The sequence below is a fragment of the Ureibacillus aquaedulcis genome (assembly GCF_030418165.1).
Lineage (GTDB): Bacteria > Bacillota > Bacilli > Bacillales_A > Planococcaceae > Ureibacillus > Ureibacillus aquaedulcis.
Genome location: NZ_JAUHTQ010000003.1, coordinates 86,106 through 103,201, shown reverse-complemented (window position 1 = coordinate 103,201; position 17,096 = coordinate 86,106). Strand labels below are relative to the sequence as shown.

At 38.5% G+C, this 17,096-nt stretch carries 15 protein-coding genes; 11 read left to right on the top strand and 4 right to left on the bottom strand.

From position 1 onward, the window contains the following. Window positions 1-144: 144 nt before the first annotated feature. Together QYB95_RS05315 and QYB95_RS05310 are read left to right on the top strand one after the other, a co-directional pair. On the top strand, window positions 145-1,032 hold the full coding sequence (locus tag QYB95_RS05315) for a helix-turn-helix domain-containing protein (protein WP_301137211.1): 888 nt from the start codon (window positions 145-147) through the stop codon (window positions 1,030-1,032). Window positions 1,033-1,171: 139 nt separating this feature from the next. Next, window positions 1,172-2,749: a putative bifunctional diguanylate cyclase/phosphodiesterase gene (locus tag QYB95_RS05310; RefSeq protein WP_301137210.1), complete on the top strand. Its 1,578-nt coding sequence runs from the start codon at window positions 1,172-1,174 to the stop codon at window positions 2,747-2,749. A gap of 45 nt (window positions 2,750-2,794) precedes the next feature. Here the strand turns inward: QYB95_RS05310 and QYB95_RS05305 are convergent, their stop codons facing one another. Beyond that, window positions 2,795-2,995 carry a cold-shock protein gene (locus tag QYB95_RS05305; RefSeq protein ID WP_036201146.1) on the bottom strand — a complete coding sequence of 67 codons (201 nt, stop codon included), beginning with the start codon at window positions 2,993-2,995 and terminating at the stop codon, window positions 2,795-2,797. A gap of 427 nt (window positions 2,996-3,422) precedes the next feature. On the opposite strand from QYB95_RS05305, the gene QYB95_RS05300 reads away from it, so the two are divergent. The 4 genes from QYB95_RS05300 to QYB95_RS05285 all read left to right on the top strand — a co-directional run bounded on the left by QYB95_RS05300 (window position 3,423) and on the right by QYB95_RS05285 (window position 8,263). Continuing rightward, window positions 3,423-4,196, top strand: a complete 774-nt coding sequence (locus QYB95_RS05300; RefSeq protein WP_301137208.1) for a metallophosphoesterase — start codon at window positions 3,423-3,425, stop codon at window positions 4,194-4,196. 156 nt (window positions 4,197-4,352) lie between these two features. After that, window positions 4,353-4,799: an SACOL1771 family peroxiredoxin gene (locus QYB95_RS05295; protein ID WP_301137207.1), complete on the top strand. Its 447-nt coding sequence runs from the start codon at window positions 4,353-4,355 to the stop codon at window positions 4,797-4,799. Between the two features lie 31 nt (window positions 4,800-4,830). Continuing rightward, the gene (locus tag QYB95_RS05290; protein ID WP_301137206.1) at window positions 4,831-6,819 is read left to right on the top strand and encodes an ABC1 kinase family protein; all 1,989 of its coding nucleotides are present in this window, start codon (window positions 4,831-4,833) and stop codon (window positions 6,817-6,819) included. 556 nt (window positions 6,820-7,375) lie between these two features. Then, on the top strand, window positions 7,376-8,263 hold the full coding sequence (locus QYB95_RS05285; RefSeq protein WP_301137205.1) for a 5'-3' exonuclease: 888 nt from the start codon (window positions 7,376-7,378) through the stop codon (window positions 8,261-8,263). Window positions 8,264-8,290: 27 nt separating this feature from the next. Here QYB95_RS05285 and QYB95_RS05280 read toward each other — a convergent pair whose 3' ends face one another. After that, window positions 8,291-8,797: a C39 family peptidase gene (locus tag QYB95_RS05280; RefSeq protein ID WP_301137204.1), complete on the bottom strand. Its 507-nt coding sequence runs from the start codon at window positions 8,795-8,797 to the stop codon at window positions 8,291-8,293. A 105-nt stretch (window positions 8,798-8,902) separates the two neighbouring features. Between QYB95_RS05280 and QYB95_RS05275 the strand changes: the two genes are divergently transcribed. After that, window positions 8,903-9,631, top strand: coding sequence for a YjjG family noncanonical pyrimidine nucleotidase (locus QYB95_RS05275; RefSeq protein WP_301137202.1), 729 nt, complete (start codon window positions 8,903-8,905; stop codon window positions 9,629-9,631). A 416-nt stretch (window positions 9,632-10,047) separates the two neighbouring features. Here the strand turns inward: QYB95_RS05275 and QYB95_RS05270 are convergent, their stop codons facing one another. Continuing rightward, on the bottom strand, window positions 10,048-10,251 hold the full coding sequence (locus QYB95_RS05270) for a 2-hydroxymuconate tautomerase family protein (protein WP_301137201.1): 204 nt from the start codon (window positions 10,249-10,251) through the stop codon (window positions 10,048-10,050). Window positions 10,252-10,375: 124 nt separating this feature from the next. Next, window positions 10,376-10,693 (bottom strand): thioredoxin family protein, encoded by a 318-nt coding sequence (locus QYB95_RS05265; RefSeq protein ID WP_301137199.1) that lies wholly within the window; start codon window positions 10,691-10,693, stop codon window positions 10,376-10,378. A 278-nt stretch (window positions 10,694-10,971) separates the two neighbouring features. On the opposite strand from QYB95_RS05265, the gene QYB95_RS05260 reads away from it, so the two are divergent. From QYB95_RS05260 to QYB95_RS05245, 4 genes are all read left to right on the top strand, one after another. Next, window positions 10,972-13,356 carry a 3-hydroxyacyl-CoA dehydrogenase/enoyl-CoA hydratase family protein gene (locus tag QYB95_RS05260; RefSeq protein ID WP_301137197.1) on the top strand — a complete coding sequence of 795 codons (2,385 nt, stop codon included), beginning with the start codon at window positions 10,972-10,974 and terminating at the stop codon, window positions 13,354-13,356. Between the two features lie 66 nt (window positions 13,357-13,422). Next, on the top strand, window positions 13,423-14,595 hold the full coding sequence (locus tag QYB95_RS05255; protein ID WP_301137196.1) for an acetyl-CoA C-acetyltransferase: 1,173 nt from the start codon (window positions 13,423-13,425) through the stop codon (window positions 14,593-14,595). A 167-nt stretch (window positions 14,596-14,762) separates the two neighbouring features. Continuing rightward, complete coding sequence (locus tag QYB95_RS05250; protein ID WP_301137195.1) at window positions 14,763-16,544, top strand: acyl-CoA dehydrogenase family protein; 1,782 nt, start codon at window positions 14,763-14,765, stop codon at window positions 16,542-16,544. Between the two features lie 149 nt (window positions 16,545-16,693). After that, a complete protein-coding gene (locus tag QYB95_RS05245) occupies window positions 16,694-17,050 on the top strand; it encodes an arsenate reductase family protein (RefSeq protein WP_301137194.1) in 357 nt (118 codons plus the stop codon). Window positions 17,051-17,096 lie beyond the last annotated feature (46 nt).

The following is a 17,096-nucleotide window of genomic DNA, read 5'->3' as shown; positions in this document are numbered from 1 at the left end:
TAACTTAATCAAAGAAGAAACTTTTTTCATAGTCATTCAATCCTTTCTCTAGAAAATTTACTATAATGAAATTGTACTAGAGAAAGTTAGAATGAGATTTTAGTGTATACTATATTATACATATCAACAGGGGGGACGTATGTAATGGAAATCGGACAGGTTATAAGATATATCCGTACTAATAAAAAAATTACACAACAAGATTTAGCAAATGCAATTGGGATGACGCGTCCATACATAGCGAGAATTGAATCGGGCAAAAATAGTATTTCCTCTGATAAATTAACAGAAATTCTAGAGTATTGTAATGTTACATATAATGAATTTTTCTACATAAAAAACGATTATAAAACATCAACTAAAATGAATGAATTTAATAAAGTGATTGAGTTATATTATGCAAATGATTTAAAGGAAATATCAAAAATAAAAAATAGAGTTAACGAGCAATACAAAGAAAGTGGAGACATCTTCCTAAGACATTTTTATATTCTTTGTCATTGTATAGAGAATGATTTAGATCCAAAAAAAGTCAAGGAGGAGTATATTAAGGAAATTACCGACTATCTATTAAGTATGGAGGAATGGTGTTATCACGAACTTGTGATTTTAAATAACTTTATTTTCCTATTCCCTCCAGAAACGGCATTTTTAATGACAAGAAACTTATTATATCGAGCGGATAAGTACAAAGGCTTAAATTTAGATAAAAATATGTTAAGTTATTTATTCTTCAATCTATTAGAGTTTAGCTTTAAGTACGAGGGCTACCAATATTCGAAAATTATCTTGGATGCTACCAAAAAATACTATAAGAGAGTTTCTGATTTCTTCGAACAAACATTAATCATATATTATGAAGGAATGCTAGATATACTTGAGAATTCTGTTGAAGAAGGAATGGAAAAATGTAATCGTGCTTTCACGATTTTTCAGACTCTTGGACATGAACAAATCTACCAAAAGTATAAAGCCGATCTGGAAGAATTGCTGCAGAAGGTGAAAAAAACGGATTCACCTGAAGAAGTATAAAATAGTGTACAAAAAAAAATAACCCCCTATAAGTACGATTAAATAAAAAGTAACTACTCGAGAAATTTTTTATCATACCAAATTACCTAAGGAGTTTTTGTTGTAGTTAGTTATTTTGATTTAAGATAGGGGGTCAATAATGAATAGTTATTCGTACCTGGACAGGAAAAATATCACGTACTTAGCAATTGGGGTAGCAGTCATGGCTCTTGTTAGCATTTTTTTATTATCTGCGGTAAGTTCGATCTCTAATAATATAGTCTATTCTCTTATTATGATTTCGCTGCTTTGTTTTGGTGTCTATGTAAAATGGATACACGAAAATACCCTTAGAACTTTACGGGATACTGAACGAAAATTATCCAATGCCGAAAAAGAAAAGCATTTTATGGCTTATTATGATGAGGTTACGAAGCTTCCAAATGAGCGTTATATCATTGAAAGAATCAATGACGACTTAAAAAGTGATGCATCCCAAAAAGCACTGTTGGTTTTTGAAGTAGATCGATTCTCAACAATCAAAAGTTCTTTGGGCACCTTTTATACTAACCGTTTGCTGGCTTTGATAGCCGAACGATTGCTGAAGAAGCTTCCTCATCTGGTAATTGGGAAACTGGAAGAGGATCAATTTCTAATCTTGAGTGCAGGCGAAAATGATAAGGAAGCTTTTCTCATTCTTTGTAAACAACTTACTGAATTAATGGAGAAACCGTTTTGCATCCAGCATTTCTCCCTAAATATTGCCTTGAATATCGGAATTGCCTATTATCCCGAGGATGCAAAAAGCGCAGACGATCTTTTGAAATGTGCTAGATTTGGTATGTATGAAGCAAGAAATGTGCCGGAGCAATGGGCTTTCTATGAGCCGGCTATGTCGTATGTTCGAGAAGAACAGTTGCTTTTAGAAAATGATTTATATAATGCGATTCAAAACAATGAATTATTTCTTCAATATCAACCCCAGCTGAAGTTAAAAACAAAGCATGAGATTTCCATGGAAGCTCTAGTGCGATGGAAACATCCAAAGAAGGGCCTCATTGCACCGTCAGACTTTATTCCTATTGCAGAAGAATCCGGCCTAATTGTCCCAATAGGGAAATGGGTACTTGAAACAGCTTGCCGACAAACAAAAGAATTACAAGAAACTTTGGGGCATCCTATCACGGTTGCCGTCAATTTATCGCTGGGACAGCTTTTCCATGAGAATTTTGCTGAAGTTTTAAGATCCATTTTAAAGGAGACTAAGCTTCCTCCTAAAAGCTTGCAGCTGGAAATTACTGAAACCATGACAATGGATAAGAGCTTTCTGATGCCTATCCTGGGTGAGCTGAAAGCCTTGGGAATCACAATTGCTTTAGATGATTTTGGCAAGGGGTATTCATCGCTTTCCTACTTGAAGGATCTTCCCGTAGATTGCTTGAAGATTGATCGGGATTTTGTGAAGAACATTACTGAAAACGAACATGAGCCATTAGTGGACTTAATCATCTCCATGGCAAAGCATTTAAAATTAAATGTGGTAGCGGAGGGGGTAGAGACAATGGAGCAATTTAATTATTTGCTAAATAGTGAATGTGATGCAATACAGGGATACCTCATCAGTAAACCCAGCTCTTTTGAGACGATTATGAAGAATAGCAAATGCCTCAAGGCCAACAACCTATGCTATGAAACGCAATTGGAGTACTACAGTTTGATTAAACAAATATTCAACTAAAAAAAGGGCAATCTCTATAAAAGAGATTGCCCTTTGAGCTTCAAATTAAAGTTTAGTTACGTTAGAAGCTTGTGGTCCGCGGTTTCCTTCTTCAACTGAGAATTCAACTTTTTGACCTTCTTCTAAAGTTTTGAAACCGTCGCCTTGGATTGCAGAGAAGTGTACGAATACATCGTTTCCACCTTCAACTTCGATAAATCCAAAACCTTTTTCTGAGTTAAACCATTTTACTGTACCTTGTGTCATATTAATAGACCTCCAAAAATTTAATCAATAACCAATTACTTCAAAATACTATAAAAAAATTCACACATTACAAAAAGTACCGAACGTTCACGATTACTTTTTGTAACATGTGAATTCATTAGATATGAAGCAATATAATTATTATAAGCCTTAGTATACTAGGAAATTACAGGATTGTCTAGAGATAAATAAAAAAAAGAAAATTTGTTTTTTAAATCAGTATTATCCGAGGCTGGATAATGCTAATTATCTACCCCCAAAGTATCCAATATTATATTTTCTGCTCTATAGTGTTTTATATAGATATAAAATATTTCCAATTGAATATGATATAGTAAGAATAGATTGAATTATAAGTCTATAAGGCGATTTGTAAGGGTATCAATCAATATAGGAAGCAAGTTTTTCGTAAATGGGGTGTGTGTTATTGGATAAAGTTTTCGTAATAGGCGATATACATGGTTGTTATAGTTTGTTGGAACCCATCTTATCTAAATGGAATCCAGTCGAAGAACAACTCGTCTTTCTGGGGGATTATCTTGATCGGGGACCGGATAGTTTAAAAGTAATTCAAAGAATAATGCAGCTGGCCCAGGAGTATGATGTCGTCACATTAAGCGGAAATCATGAACGATTATTCTTGGGATGGCTGGATAAACCAGAGGAGCTATCGGAGTATTATTTTAATCCGAAGGTTGGGGGAGCCGCTACCGTTCAGAGTTTTATCAATAATCCTGCTTTTACTATTGCCTCAAATGATTTTTCAGTAAAGGAACTGACAACTAAAATCCAAAAAGAACAGGCAAAGGTCATCGAGTTTATTAAGGGCTTGAGGCGTTTCTATTTATGGGGACCCTTCCTCTTTGTTCATGCAGGAATTTCCCCGCAAGAAGAGAATTTCCGGAAAACAAAGGAAGATGATTTTTATTGGATTCGGGAAGAGTTTTATAGTACCCCGCATAAAGCAAAGGAAATTGTTGTTTTTGGACATACCCCAACAGTTTTATTGAATGAAGATAAATCAAGTGATGTCTGGTTATCCCCATGCCAAAAGAAGTTGGGAATAGATGGAGGCGGGGCAATCTTTGAACGAGGTCAGCTTCATGGAGTAGTCTTTACTAAGGACTCATTAGAGATCACCATTCATTCTATTGGTTTAACTTCAGAATTAACAACGAGGACTAAAAATCTAGGCTTATAAATACATTCGCAAGCTATATTGATAAGCTGATGTGTAACTTCGAGGATTCGCTTTTAGGTGGATCCTTATTTTATTTATCCGTATATACCGAGAAGGATTTATATTTATCAACCTAAAGTGAGAAGTGATATAGTTAAATTAGTGAGGTGGTAGAAAATGTCCAATAAAGTCGAACATATTTTTAAGCTGCAAACGAGCTGGGCAGGAGGAAGAAATGATACGGGTCAAATTCACTGTGGAAACTTAGAAACGACAATGTCGATTCCCCGTGAAATGAACGGCCCAGGAATCGGAACGAATCCCGATGAGTTACTTTTAAGTGCCGCTGCCAGTTGCTATATTATTTCGTTGGCCGCAATGCTGGAACGTTCTAATGTAGTTGCGCGTCTATCTCTTCAATCGGATGGAATTGTCGAAGTTGAAAATAATATCTTTACATATAAGCAAATCATTCACCATATTGAAATTTTGCTGGAAGAACCAAGCGAATCCAATAAACGAATTGCAAAACGACTTGCCATAAAAGCAGAGGAGAGCTGCATGATTAGCAAAGCGTTAAGAGGGAATGTGGAGGTTATAGTAGATTGTAAAATAGTAGAATAGAATTCAACAAAATAGAAAGCGAGTGTGAGGAATGACCATTATTAAACCCATCCTTCTAATCGTACTCGTAGCCGCTTTTACTTTTTTTATTAGTGGTCGGTTAATAGGGGCGAATGTCAATCTTTTTAAAAGAGTATTGTCGGTTGTGATAAGCGTTTCATTCACGACTTTTATCTATTGGTATACGTATCTGAAGGGGAAGGAATATTCTTTTGATACGGTTGATAGTGTAGTAAATGTTACAACGATATTGTGGATAGGCAGCATGCTGCTTATATCCATGCTCATTTATTTGTTCTTTGAACTATTTGATCCGATCGCATTTGACGAAAAATCAGGCAGGCATCATGGCAAAAGATCCCTGGCAAAAAGAATGGTTGGCTATTGGAGACATCAAAAGAGGTTGCGGAATGTAGTGAAAATTGCTGTTACAAATGGAATTACGAGAACAGTGAAGTATGCGAGAAACCGTGATTCCGACCGTGAATTAGCTATAGCATTGCGTGAAACACTTGAGCAATGCGGGGGAATCTTTATTAAATTTGGGCAAGTGCTTTCTACTCGCAAAGAATTATTTTCGCCTATTTTCATTGAAGAGCTCGAGAAATTGCAGCAAAATGTCACACCGCTTTCTGAGAAGCAAATAAATGATACGCTAAAACAGAACCTGCCAGGTGATGTAGACGTAGTATTTTCATCTTTTGATCCACAACCCATTGCAGCTGCCTCGATTGGTCAAGTACATAAAGCGGTTTTGCGGAAGACGAATGAACAAGTTGTAGTCAAGCTGCTGCGACCGGATGTGAAAGATATTATGCGGGAAGATCTTAGCATTCTAATGGAATTTGCCAATTGGATTACCAGTAAATCTCAATGGGCGGAAAATCTAGGCTTTCTCGATTTAGCGGAAGGGTTTACTTCTTCCTTAAGGGAAGAAATCGACTTTAAAATCGAAGCCCGCAATATGACGCAAATTAGTAATGTCATGAAGAGAAGTGAACTTGGAGTCACTATTCCAAAGGTCTATGAAGAATATAGCAATGAAAATATCCTAGTAATGGAGTTTGCACAAGGTGTTAGTGTTGCCGCACTGCCATCTGAAACAGTAAACAGCCGTCATACGATTGCAGAAAGGTTATTGTTCTCGTATTTAGAACAAGCATTGGCTTCGGGAATCTTCCACGCAGACCCTCACCCTGGAAATATCTATTATGATGTAACGACTAAAGAGCTTACAATATTGGATTTTGGTGCAGTTTGCCGTTTATCTGCTTCACAGCAGGAAGGATTGAAATTGTTCTTTATCGGCATTCAACAGAGTGATTCAGGTATTCTTTATGATGGAATATCCCTATTGGTCAAGAAGCGGAATGATGTAAACCGTGTAGAACTGGAGCAAGCAATCAGTCAAATCTTGTTGAAGATATCCTATGTGGAGCGGATTCGGTCAGATGAAATTGTCTACTCAATTTTTTCGGTTATTCGTGATTTTGGATTGCAATTATATTCGTCCGTCAGCATTGCTTTACGAGTGATCGTTACTTTAGATGGCACATTAAGAATTATTGACCGTAATTTCAACATTTTTCAGGAAGCCAAAATCTATTCCAGCAATTTCTTGAAAGAAACATTGAAAAAGCCTTTTAAGGAACCGCATGCAACGAAGGAAAGAATAGAAGAGGAACTGGCACTCCTGCTACCGAATTTGCGAAAAATTCCTCGAAGGGTAGATCAGTTGTTTAAAAAAGTTGAAGATGGAAAGGTGATTTTACATCACGATATTTTCTCCGATAAAAACAATAAAAATTTCATTACACAGTTATTTTCGAGGTTTATATTGCTATTTGTAGGTATTACATTCGGAGTTATTTCAGTTGCTCTCCTTGCAATCTCACAGGTGGTTCATACGGCATACGCAATCTACTTGAATATTGCCGCATACTTCGGCCTGTTTTTATGTGCCGTCCTGCTTGTACGCTTATCGATACAAGCAATTCGCGACATGAAACAAATAAAGTAAAAGGAGCCCTTTTCTGATGGAAAGGGGCTTTTCATATTTGAAAAACATTTACTTTTAGGGATATTGCAGAAAGGAATTGTCAATAATTAAATAGATTTGAATCACTGGGGAATCTATTACTCATCTCTAGCATTGAAACTACTAAAAAGGCTTCTGAATGGGGAATAGGAGAGTCCGCCTTTTGAGAAACCTTTGAGGAAATTATATTATAAAAGTATTTGAAAATCAGAGACTCTTATGTTTATTTATTTTTCTCTCTCGTTTGATGGGGTTACAAAATATTCCCTAGGAAATATTCTGCTTATTGAATGGTGTAAAGATATCTTGATAAAATTTTATTAACTAAAACTGAATTGGAAGTTTGAAAGATAATCTATTAAATCATTTGTTAAGTATATTTAATTCTATAAGAAATTGGGATTTAAATTAGAGAGAATCAATTCCATTTATACCTAAACTACAGTGATATGCGTATTAATTAACAATTTAATTGGCATCTAATGCCGCATTAATTTTGTTATAATAAGAACAATAGAATCAGAGAGGAATTTTAAAAATGACTAATAAACCACACCTGTTGATCGTCGATGGAATGGCACTATTGTTCCGTTCTTTTTTTGCCTCGAGTGCAATGGGGCATTATATTCGTTTAGCCGATGGGACACCTTCGAATGGGGTACAAGGCTTTGCCCGCCATGTATTAACGGCGCAATCAATCTATAAACCAACACACTTAGCGGTTTGCTGGGATATGGGGGCGCAAACTTTCCGAAACGAAATTTTCGATGGCTATAAAGCAAATCGTCCAGCACCACCTGAAGAAATGCTCCCCCAGTTTGATATGGCCAAAGAAGTATCTGAAATGATTGGCTGGAAAAACTTTGGAGAAATAGGAATGGAAGCGGATGATCTGATCGGGTCCATGATTGAAAAATGGAAAGACGAAGCTTCCATTACCGTTATTTCCGGTGACAAGGATTTGCTCCAACTATTAAACCCATCAACACAAATCGCCTTTACGAAGAAAGGGTATTCTGAGTACGATATCTATACAGAAGACCGTTTTAAGGAAGAGTACTTAATCGAGCCGTACAAGTTTGCTGATGTGAAAGCCTTTATGGGGGATACAAGTGACGGATATCCTGGGGTTAAAGGAATCGGACCCAAGACTGCGTTACAGCTCATTCAAAACTACGGATCAATCGACGGGGTACTGGAGAATCTAGAATCCCTGAAACCAGCACAACGCAATAAAATTAGCGACAATCTTGAAATGCTGAAGCTTTCCCATCAACTTGCCAAGATTGAAAGAGAAATGCAAATAAACGCTGCATTGGAAGAGTTAGCAGTAAAGGATTACCCACAGGAAACTTTTGAACGTCTTCTAGATAAAGGGTACAGCCTTATTGCAAAACACGCCAAAACTTTATATTCCTTCATATAAGTAAATGAGCCGGGGTGATTGATTTGATCACCTCGGCTTTATTTTTACGAAAGTTAGTACCTTATAGTTATCAGAATAGCGAATCTTCCTTATTTGGCTTTCACGATTTCGTCCGCCATTATCATGAAGGAGTAAATAAAGTTCATCATCCTTGATTTCATAGCCGATAAGAGGAACCCAATGATATTTGAATGTCGGTTTTGAGAACCATTGGAAAGTAAAGTGCTTATCAAATTTCATTGCAACCGGTCTTCCGGCCTCAAGTTCTTTCAGGCTTTCTGCAAGTGAACAGCGTGATACATCCCAGCCTGAACCCAATAATTTTCGCAAGTTTTTTATAAGGCGCCATGTAAATAAACCAATTCTTGTACCGCCCAGCATCCTGTAGAGTTCATTAACGCCTCGCGATTGTTTGGAAGCATGATAATTCAAGATGACACATATTGTAGTCGGACCGCAAGCAGAGTTTTGAAATTGTGGAAATACATCTTTGCTATATTGGGACATGCCCTGAACATCCAGCTGTATTTTCATTTTGAACCTCACCTCTTCTTCTATATCATAGGGGATATGAGTGATTGTGTAAAAAGAATGCTATAATTTGATGTGGAAATATAAATAGGACTTGGGGGAAGCAAAATGGCACCATATAAGACTTTGTTATTTGATTTAGATGATACATTACTGGATTTTCAAGCATCAGAAGAAGTAGCCCTGCAAAATTTGTTTAAAGAACAAGAATTTACATTGACACCAGACATGAAAGCGAACTATAAAAGATTGAATGCCTCATTATGGAAGGCCTATGAAAATAATGAAATCAGCCGTGATGAAGTCGTGAATAAACGGTTTGCTTTACTGTTCCAACAGTATGGAATTGAAGTTGATGGAATCGCTCTTCAGGCAAATTATCGTAGATACCTCTCTGAAGGCCATCACCTAATGGAGGGCGCTTTAGAATTAATTCAAAAGCTATCTGCCGAATTTGATTTATATATCGTATCAAATGGAATCTCCTCCACACAGCATCAACGATTGAAGGATTCAGGGCTTGCCCCGTATTTCAAAAAAGTGTTTGTTTCAGAAGATACCGGCTATCAGAAACCAATGAAAGGCTTCTTCGATCTAGTGTTTTCACGAATCGAAAATATCAATTTGAAGGAAACATTAATTATCGGCGATTCTTTTAGTGCAGACGTGACAGGTGGATGGAATGCCGGTATCGATACTTGCTGGATAAACTTAAATGAACAAGAGAATCAGCATAGCGAAATTATTCCTACCTATGAAATTCGAAATCTTGAAGAGCTTTATGGGATTTTAGGGATTGAGCAATATGAGCTTGTAAAAGCGGATAGCGGGCAGTAGGGAAGTATCGAATTGAGCGTTTGCATGGAGTATGCTTTGGTTGCTATTTGATAGATTTGAAGGGAAAAGAGAATTATCAGAAGAATGAAGTACTTTAGAAGGGTGGATTGCTTTGAAAAGTGCTTCATAAACGTAATGAAGCACTTCTGTTAGGCTAATTTCATTCGCAAAGTGCCTCATAAGGTAAGTGAAGCACTTTTGGCGTAATGAAGCCCTTCTGTAAGGCTGATTTTATTCGTGAAGTACCTCATAAAGCTTTTGAAGCACTCCTGTAAGGGGTTACTCCCGTTTGAGAAAATGCATCATAAAGTGGATGAAGCATTTTTCGCAGGTTACTCCCGTTCAAAAAGTGCATCACAAACGCACAACAAAAAAAGTGGAAAAGAACAAATAGTTTTCTCCACCTTGGCTATTAATTATTTTCCTTCTTTTCTTCTGTTGGTTACAGTCTCTCCGGCGATGCCCCAGTTGTCAGTGTCGACTTCATCGATGACTACTACGGTTGTTGCGGGGTTTTTACCAAGTACATCTACTAGTAATTGAGTTGCTCCTTTGATGAGGGCAGCTTTTTTTTCTGGTGTTACATCTTCATTGGTAATTTTGATATTTACATAAGGCATTTTCTTCATCCCCTTAAATATTCATAATCTTATTTTTAAGCAAGCAACAACTAAATAAAGAACTAGTAAAAAAGCTATGAATAAAGTTTCTAAAAACCTATTCATAGCTGCTAACCTAAACTGATTAACCTTGCGCGTTTAAGAATTCAGTTACATCTGCAGGTGATTTTGCGTTTGCACTGTGTAAGTGAGCTAGTTTTTCACTGTTTTTGAAGATTAATAAACTTGGAATGCCCATTACTTGGTATTTTTCCGCTAATTCAGGGAAATCATCACGGTTAATTTCATACCATGTGTATTGGTTGTATTCTTCGATGATTGGATCGATAAACATGTTCATGCGTGTGCAGTCAGGGCACCAACCCGCATAGAATTTCACGATAACCAGTTGTTCTGATGCGATAATCTCGTTAAATTGTTCATTTGTCGTAATGTTTTGCATTATAATCACTCTCCTTATTGATAGTGTACACATTTTAAATTATGGGGAAAAGTAATTTGACTTAATGAAAAGCTGTTCCCGACATCTATTAAACTCTAGTAATTTAGTAAATGCCTACCTAACTTTTTAGAAAATTAAGTCAAAAGTTATTGCTAAATTTAAGGAAATCAACTACACTAAGGACAGAAAAAGTGATTAAAAGAATTTAAAACTTACGGATTTATTTTTTTTCGCCATAAAATGAATGAGTATTCATTCAAGGGATAAGGGGGATGTTTATGTCTTACAAAATTCAAAAAGCGGCTGTACTCGGTTCAGGGGTGATGGGATCTGGAATTGCAGCACACCTGGCAAATATTGGAATTCCAACATTGCTGCTTGATATTGTGCCAAGAGAGTTAACAAAGGATGAAGAAGCGAAAGGGCTTGCGTTGGAACACCCTGCTGTTCGCAATAGGTTTGCCGCAAGTGCGGTTCAAAAGCTGTTAAAACATAAACCGGCACCACTCACTTCAAAGAAAAACTTGGCACTTATTACTGCAGGGAATTTGGAGGATGACCTGGAAAAGCTAAATGATGTTGATTGGATCATCGAAGTGGTTGTTGAAAACCTGGACATTAAGAAGAATCTATTTGAAAAAGTAGATTCCGTGCGAAAGCCTGGAACGATTATCAGTTCAAATACATCGGGAATTAGCGTGAATGCTATGTCTGAGGGGCTTTCAGAGGACTTCCAAAGGCATTTTTTAGGTACGCATTTCTTTAACCCACCAAGATACTTAAAACTGTTGGAAATCATTCCAACAAAACAAACATTACCAGAAGTTATTACTTTCATGAAAACGTTTGCTGAAGATGTACTAGGAAAAGGTGTTGTGATTGGGAAGGATACACCTAACTTTGTTGCAAACCGTATCGGCACGTATGGCTTGTTAGTTACATTGAGAGAAATGTTAGAACGTGGCTATTCAGTTGGTGAGGTTGATTCGGTTACTGGGACACTGATTGGGCGAGCGAAATCAGCTACTTTCAGAACTCTCGATGTTGTAGGGTTGGATACATTCCTGCATGTGGCGAAAACGGTTTACGATCAAACTACTGGCAAGGAGCAAGAAGTCTTCCAAGTTCCGGAACTGATGCAAAAATTAGTTGATAATGGTTGGTTAGGTGCCAAATCCGGTCAAGGCTTCTTTTTGAAAAAAGGCAAGGAAATTCTTGAAATCGATCCGGCAACTTTAGAATATGTTCCGGCGAAAAAGCTGCAAACACCTTCCATTGAAATGGCAAAACAAACAAAAGGGCTTCCAAATAAAGTGAAAACACTTGTTTATGCCAATGACCGTACGGGGGAACTACTATGGAATATCTTTGCCCCGACATTGATTTATTCTGCAGAAATGACCGGGGTTATTGCTGATAATATTGTTGAAATCGACAATGCGATGAAATGGGGCTTCGGCTGGTCACAGGGTCCTTTTGAAATGTGGGATTCAATCGGGGTTAAACAATCTGTCGAGAAAATGGAAGCTGAAGGCAGGGAAGTGCCGGGCTTCGTGAAAGAATTTTTATCCCAAGGCTTTGAATCTTTCTATACAGAACTAGATGGTGATCTAGCTTATTACAATGGTTCTGAATATGTAAAAGTGCCCGTAAATGAGAAAGTAATCGACTTAAAGCGTTACAAGAAAAAACAAGGGGTCATTAAATCGAATTCAGGCGCTAGTTTAATAGATTTAGGTGAAGGCGTTGCACTTCTTGAATTCCATTCGAAGTCGAATGCTATCGGTCTTGATATTATCCAAATGCTGAATTTTGCTATTGATGAGGTTGAAGCGAATTACAAAGGCCTTGTCATCGGGAATCAAGGTAAGAACTTCTGTGTCGGTGCGAACCTTGGCATGATTTTAATGGAAGCTCAAGATGATAATATTTTTGAACTGGACTATACAATTCGTGCATTCCAAAAAGCGATGCGCCGGGTTAAATACAGCAAAAAGCCTGTTGTGGCTGCGCCATTTGGCATGACGCTAGGCGGAGGGGCAGAAGTTTGCTTGCCTGCCGCGCATATTCAAGCGTCTAGTGAAACCTATATGGGCTTGGTGGAAGTAGGGGTAGGTTTAATCCCGGGTGGTGGAGGAAATCTGGCACTCTACGAAAAGTTCCTGAAAGGTCTTCCAAACGGAGTTGAAGTTGACTATCAGGCTATTGCCAATAAAGTGTTTGAAACGGTTGCGATGGCTAAAGTATCTACATCAGGTGAAGAGGCCCGCGACAATAACTTCTTAAACTTTGCTGATGGGATTTCAGTTAACCCCGACCACTTAATTTACGATGCAAAACAGGTTGTGCTTGCACTTTATGAAGCTGGTTATACAGCACCGATACCTAAAAAAGTGAAGGTAGTTGGAGCACCAGGATATGCAACGCTTTTATTGGGGGCACAAGGTATGTTCCAATCAGGCTATATTAGTGAGCATGATCTAAAGATTGCGAAGAAGCTAGCATATGTATTTGCGGGTGGGCTTGTACCATACGGAACGGAAGTAACTGAAGACTATTTACTAAACTTGGAACGTGAAGCATTTTTGCAGCTTGTCGCCGATCCGAGATCGCAAGCAAGAATGCAGCACATGCTCATCAAGGGAAAACCGCTTCGTAACTAATCAGTGAATTAAAAAACGGTGCGAAAAACTGAATTGACGAAAGTAATGAATAAGGGGGATACACAAATGCGTGAAGCCGTAATTGTAGCGGGTGCAAGAACGCCGATTGCCAAGGCGAAAAAAGGATCGCTTGCAACAGTACGTCCCGATGACTTCGGGGCGGTCGTAGTAAAAGAAACATTAAAAAGAGCAGGCTATAATGGCCCAATCGATGACCTAATTATGGGCTGTGCAATGCCTGAAGCTGAACAAGGGATGAATGTTGCGCGTAATATCGGCGCGTTAGCCGGACTCCCGGATTCAACTCCGGCCATTACAATTAACCGCTTTTGTTCATCAGGCCTTCAAGCAATTGCTTATGCAGCGGAACGTGTCATGCTAGGGCACTCAAAAGCCGTGCTAGCTGGTGGAGTGGAATCGATGAGCATGATACCGATGACAGGGAATACTGTTCGATTAAATCCGAAACTTGCTGAGGAAGCACCTCAATATTATATGAGTATGGGCCACACTGCTGAAGAAGTTGCGAATCGATTCGAGGTAAGCAGGGAAGATCAGGATGCTTTTGCGGTACGTTCTCATGAATTAGCCGAGAAGGCCATTAAAGAAGGAAAATTTAAGGATGAAATCGTTCCTGTTGAGGTGGTTCGGCATTTTGTGGACGAGAACAATAAATTGCAGTCGCGAACATTTACATTTGATACAGATGAAGGGGTTCGGGTTGGTACCTCCATGGAAGGCCTTGCGAAATTGCGCCCCGCATTTAACATACAAGGATCTGTCACAGCGGGGAACTCTTCTCAAACATCAGATGGTGCTGCAGCAGTTCTGGTCATGGATCGTGAAGAAGCCGAAAACCAAGGTCTAAAACCAATGGCGAAGTTTTTAGGGTTCGCTGTTGGAGGCGTTCCACCAGAAGTAATGGGTATTGGTCCAATCGAAGCAGTACCGAAAGCTTTGAAAATCGCTAGTTTATCTCAAGAACAAATCGATTTGTGGGAATTAAATGAAGCCTTTGCATCTCAATCGATTCAGGTCGTCCGCCATTTAGGAATTGATATGGGCAAAGTCAATGTGAATGGTGGAGCGATTGCATTAGGACATCCACTCGGCGCAACCGGTGCCATTTTAACATTAAAGCTCATTCATGAGTTAAAACGCCAAGGCAAAAAATATGGTGTTGTCACTATGTGTATCGGTGGCGGAATGGGTGCTGCTGGAGTGATTGAAGTTTTATAGTATTTGAGTTTTGTGAATTTGTTGATTAGCTTTAGGTAATCGTCCTATACCCAATGCCTCCGGAAGGCGAAATCCCTAAAGCTTTTCTATATATCGATGGGCTGGGAACACATAAGAATCGTTTACAAACAAATTATTTAATATTGAATAAAGGGGAGGAAGTAAAAATGGTTCAAACTACTAACATTATTAAGGGTGGAAGTTTTTTAATTGAAGATGTGGAACTAGAACGTGTCATTACTCCTGAGGATTTTACGGACGAGCAAAAAATGATTGCTCAAACAACGACTGAGTACGTAGAAAATGAAGTAAAGCCGGTAGTTGAAAACTTGGAGCACCACGAATTCGAGCATTCAGTACGTCTATTAAAAAAGGCAGGGGAACTGGGCCTATTAGCAGCAGATGTACCTGAAGAATACGAAGGCTTGGAGTTGGATAAAATTTCATCTGCTTTAATCGCGGAAAAAATGTCTCCTGCCGGCGGTTTTTCCATTACGCATGGTGCACACGTCGGAATCGGTTCATTGCCGATCGTATTATTTGGTAACCATGAGCAAAAATCTAAATACTTGCCGAAACTTGCGTCTGGTGAGTTGATTGCAGCATATGCTTTAACAGAACCAGGTTCAGGATCTGATGCCCTTGGTGCCAAAACGGTTGCTAAGCTGAATGAAGAGGGGACGCACTACGTATTAAACGGTGAAAAACAATGGATTACCAACGCAGGTTTCGCTGATGTGTTCGTTGTTTACGCGAAAATCGATGGGGATAAATTTACTGCGTTTATCGTAGAACGTAAATTCCCGGGTGTATCAGTAGGGGCGGAAGAAAAGAAAATGGGGATCAAATCCTCTTCAACTCGTACACTAATTTTGGAAGATGCGGAAGTTCCTGTTGAAAACCTGCTTGGCGAAATTGGCCGCGGCCACGTAATCGCATTCAATATTTTAAATATCGGGCGTTATAAATTAGGAGTTGGTACTGTTGGTGCCTCAAAACGTGCTTTAGAATTAGCGGTTGCTTATACAAACCAACGCCAGCAATTTAAAACACCACTTTCGAGCTTCAACCTGACAAAAGAAAAAATCGCAACCATGGCTTCACATCTTTATGCTTCAGAATCATTGAACTATCGAACTGTAGGCTATTTCGAAGATCGTTTAAGCCAGCTTTCAAAGGAAGAACAAAAAGATGGGAAAGCGATTGCCGGCGCGATTGCAGAGTATGCGATTGAGTGTTCGATTGCAAAAGTATTCGGTTCTGAAACATTGGACTATATTGCCGACGAAGCAGTACAGTTGCATGGTGGATATGGCTTCATGGCGGAATATGAAGTAGAACGCATTTACCGAGATTCCCGTATTAACCGTATTTTTGAAGGGACAAATGAAATCAACCGTTTAATCGTACCAGGAACATTCATGAAAAAAGCATTAAAAGGTGAACTGCCGTTACTTCAGGTTGCCCAAAAACTGCAGGAAGAATTGTTAATGCTGATGCCTGAAGAAATTAGCGATGAGCCATTAGCACAAGAGAAATACTTGGTGAAAAACGCGAAGAAAATTGGTGTGTTGGCTGCTGGTGCAGCTGCACAAAGGTTTGGAGCAAAACTGGAAGCTGAGCAAGAAGTACTTGTGAACATTGCGAATATCGCAAATCAGCTGTATGCAATGGAATCAGCTGTTATTCGTACTGCAAAAGCGATTGAGCGTGATGGGGCAGAAAAGTCGAAGCAAAAGATTCTTTATACGGAAATCTTCTGCCAGGAAGCATTTGCGGAAATCGAAAAAGAGGCAAAAGAAACAATCTTGGCATCAGTTGAAGGGGATGCAGGTAAAATGACGCTTGCTGCACTTCGTAAACTAACTCGCAACAACCCATATAACCTCATCTTGAAAAAACGCGAAGCAGCACAAAAGCTGATCGAAGCCGAAAAATATATCGTATAACCATTCTCTCTGGGGCATCCTATAATCTAGGATGCCCTTGATTGTTTGATCCAGATTATTCGGAATTAGGTGTGTGCCTGGCACTCTGATTTGGTTCTCTGCTATACTTTAGTTAAATAAATTTTTAGTAGTGAGTGAAGGAGTATGTTATGGCACTTAAATTGATACAGTATCCACGTTGTACGACTTGCAAGAAGGCGGAAAAATGGCTGAAGGACAATGAAATCGCGTATGAAGCGGTTCATATTGTTGAACAAACCCCATCAAAAGAGGATTTAAAAGCAATCTGGGAGAAAAGTGGTCTTCCTTTAAAGAAATTTTTTAATACATCTGGCATGAAGTATAAAGAATTAGGCTTGAAGGATAAGTTAAGCTCTATGTCGGAGGATGAACAACTGGAATTACTTGCCTCGGATGGTATGTTGATTAAGAGACCGATTGTAACGGATGGCAAAAAAGTAACATTGGGATTCAAAGAAACTGAGTTCACTGAATCTTGGAAATAAAGCGCTACTCTATCTTGTTTTTGGTTATAAAATGTGTCAAACTTAT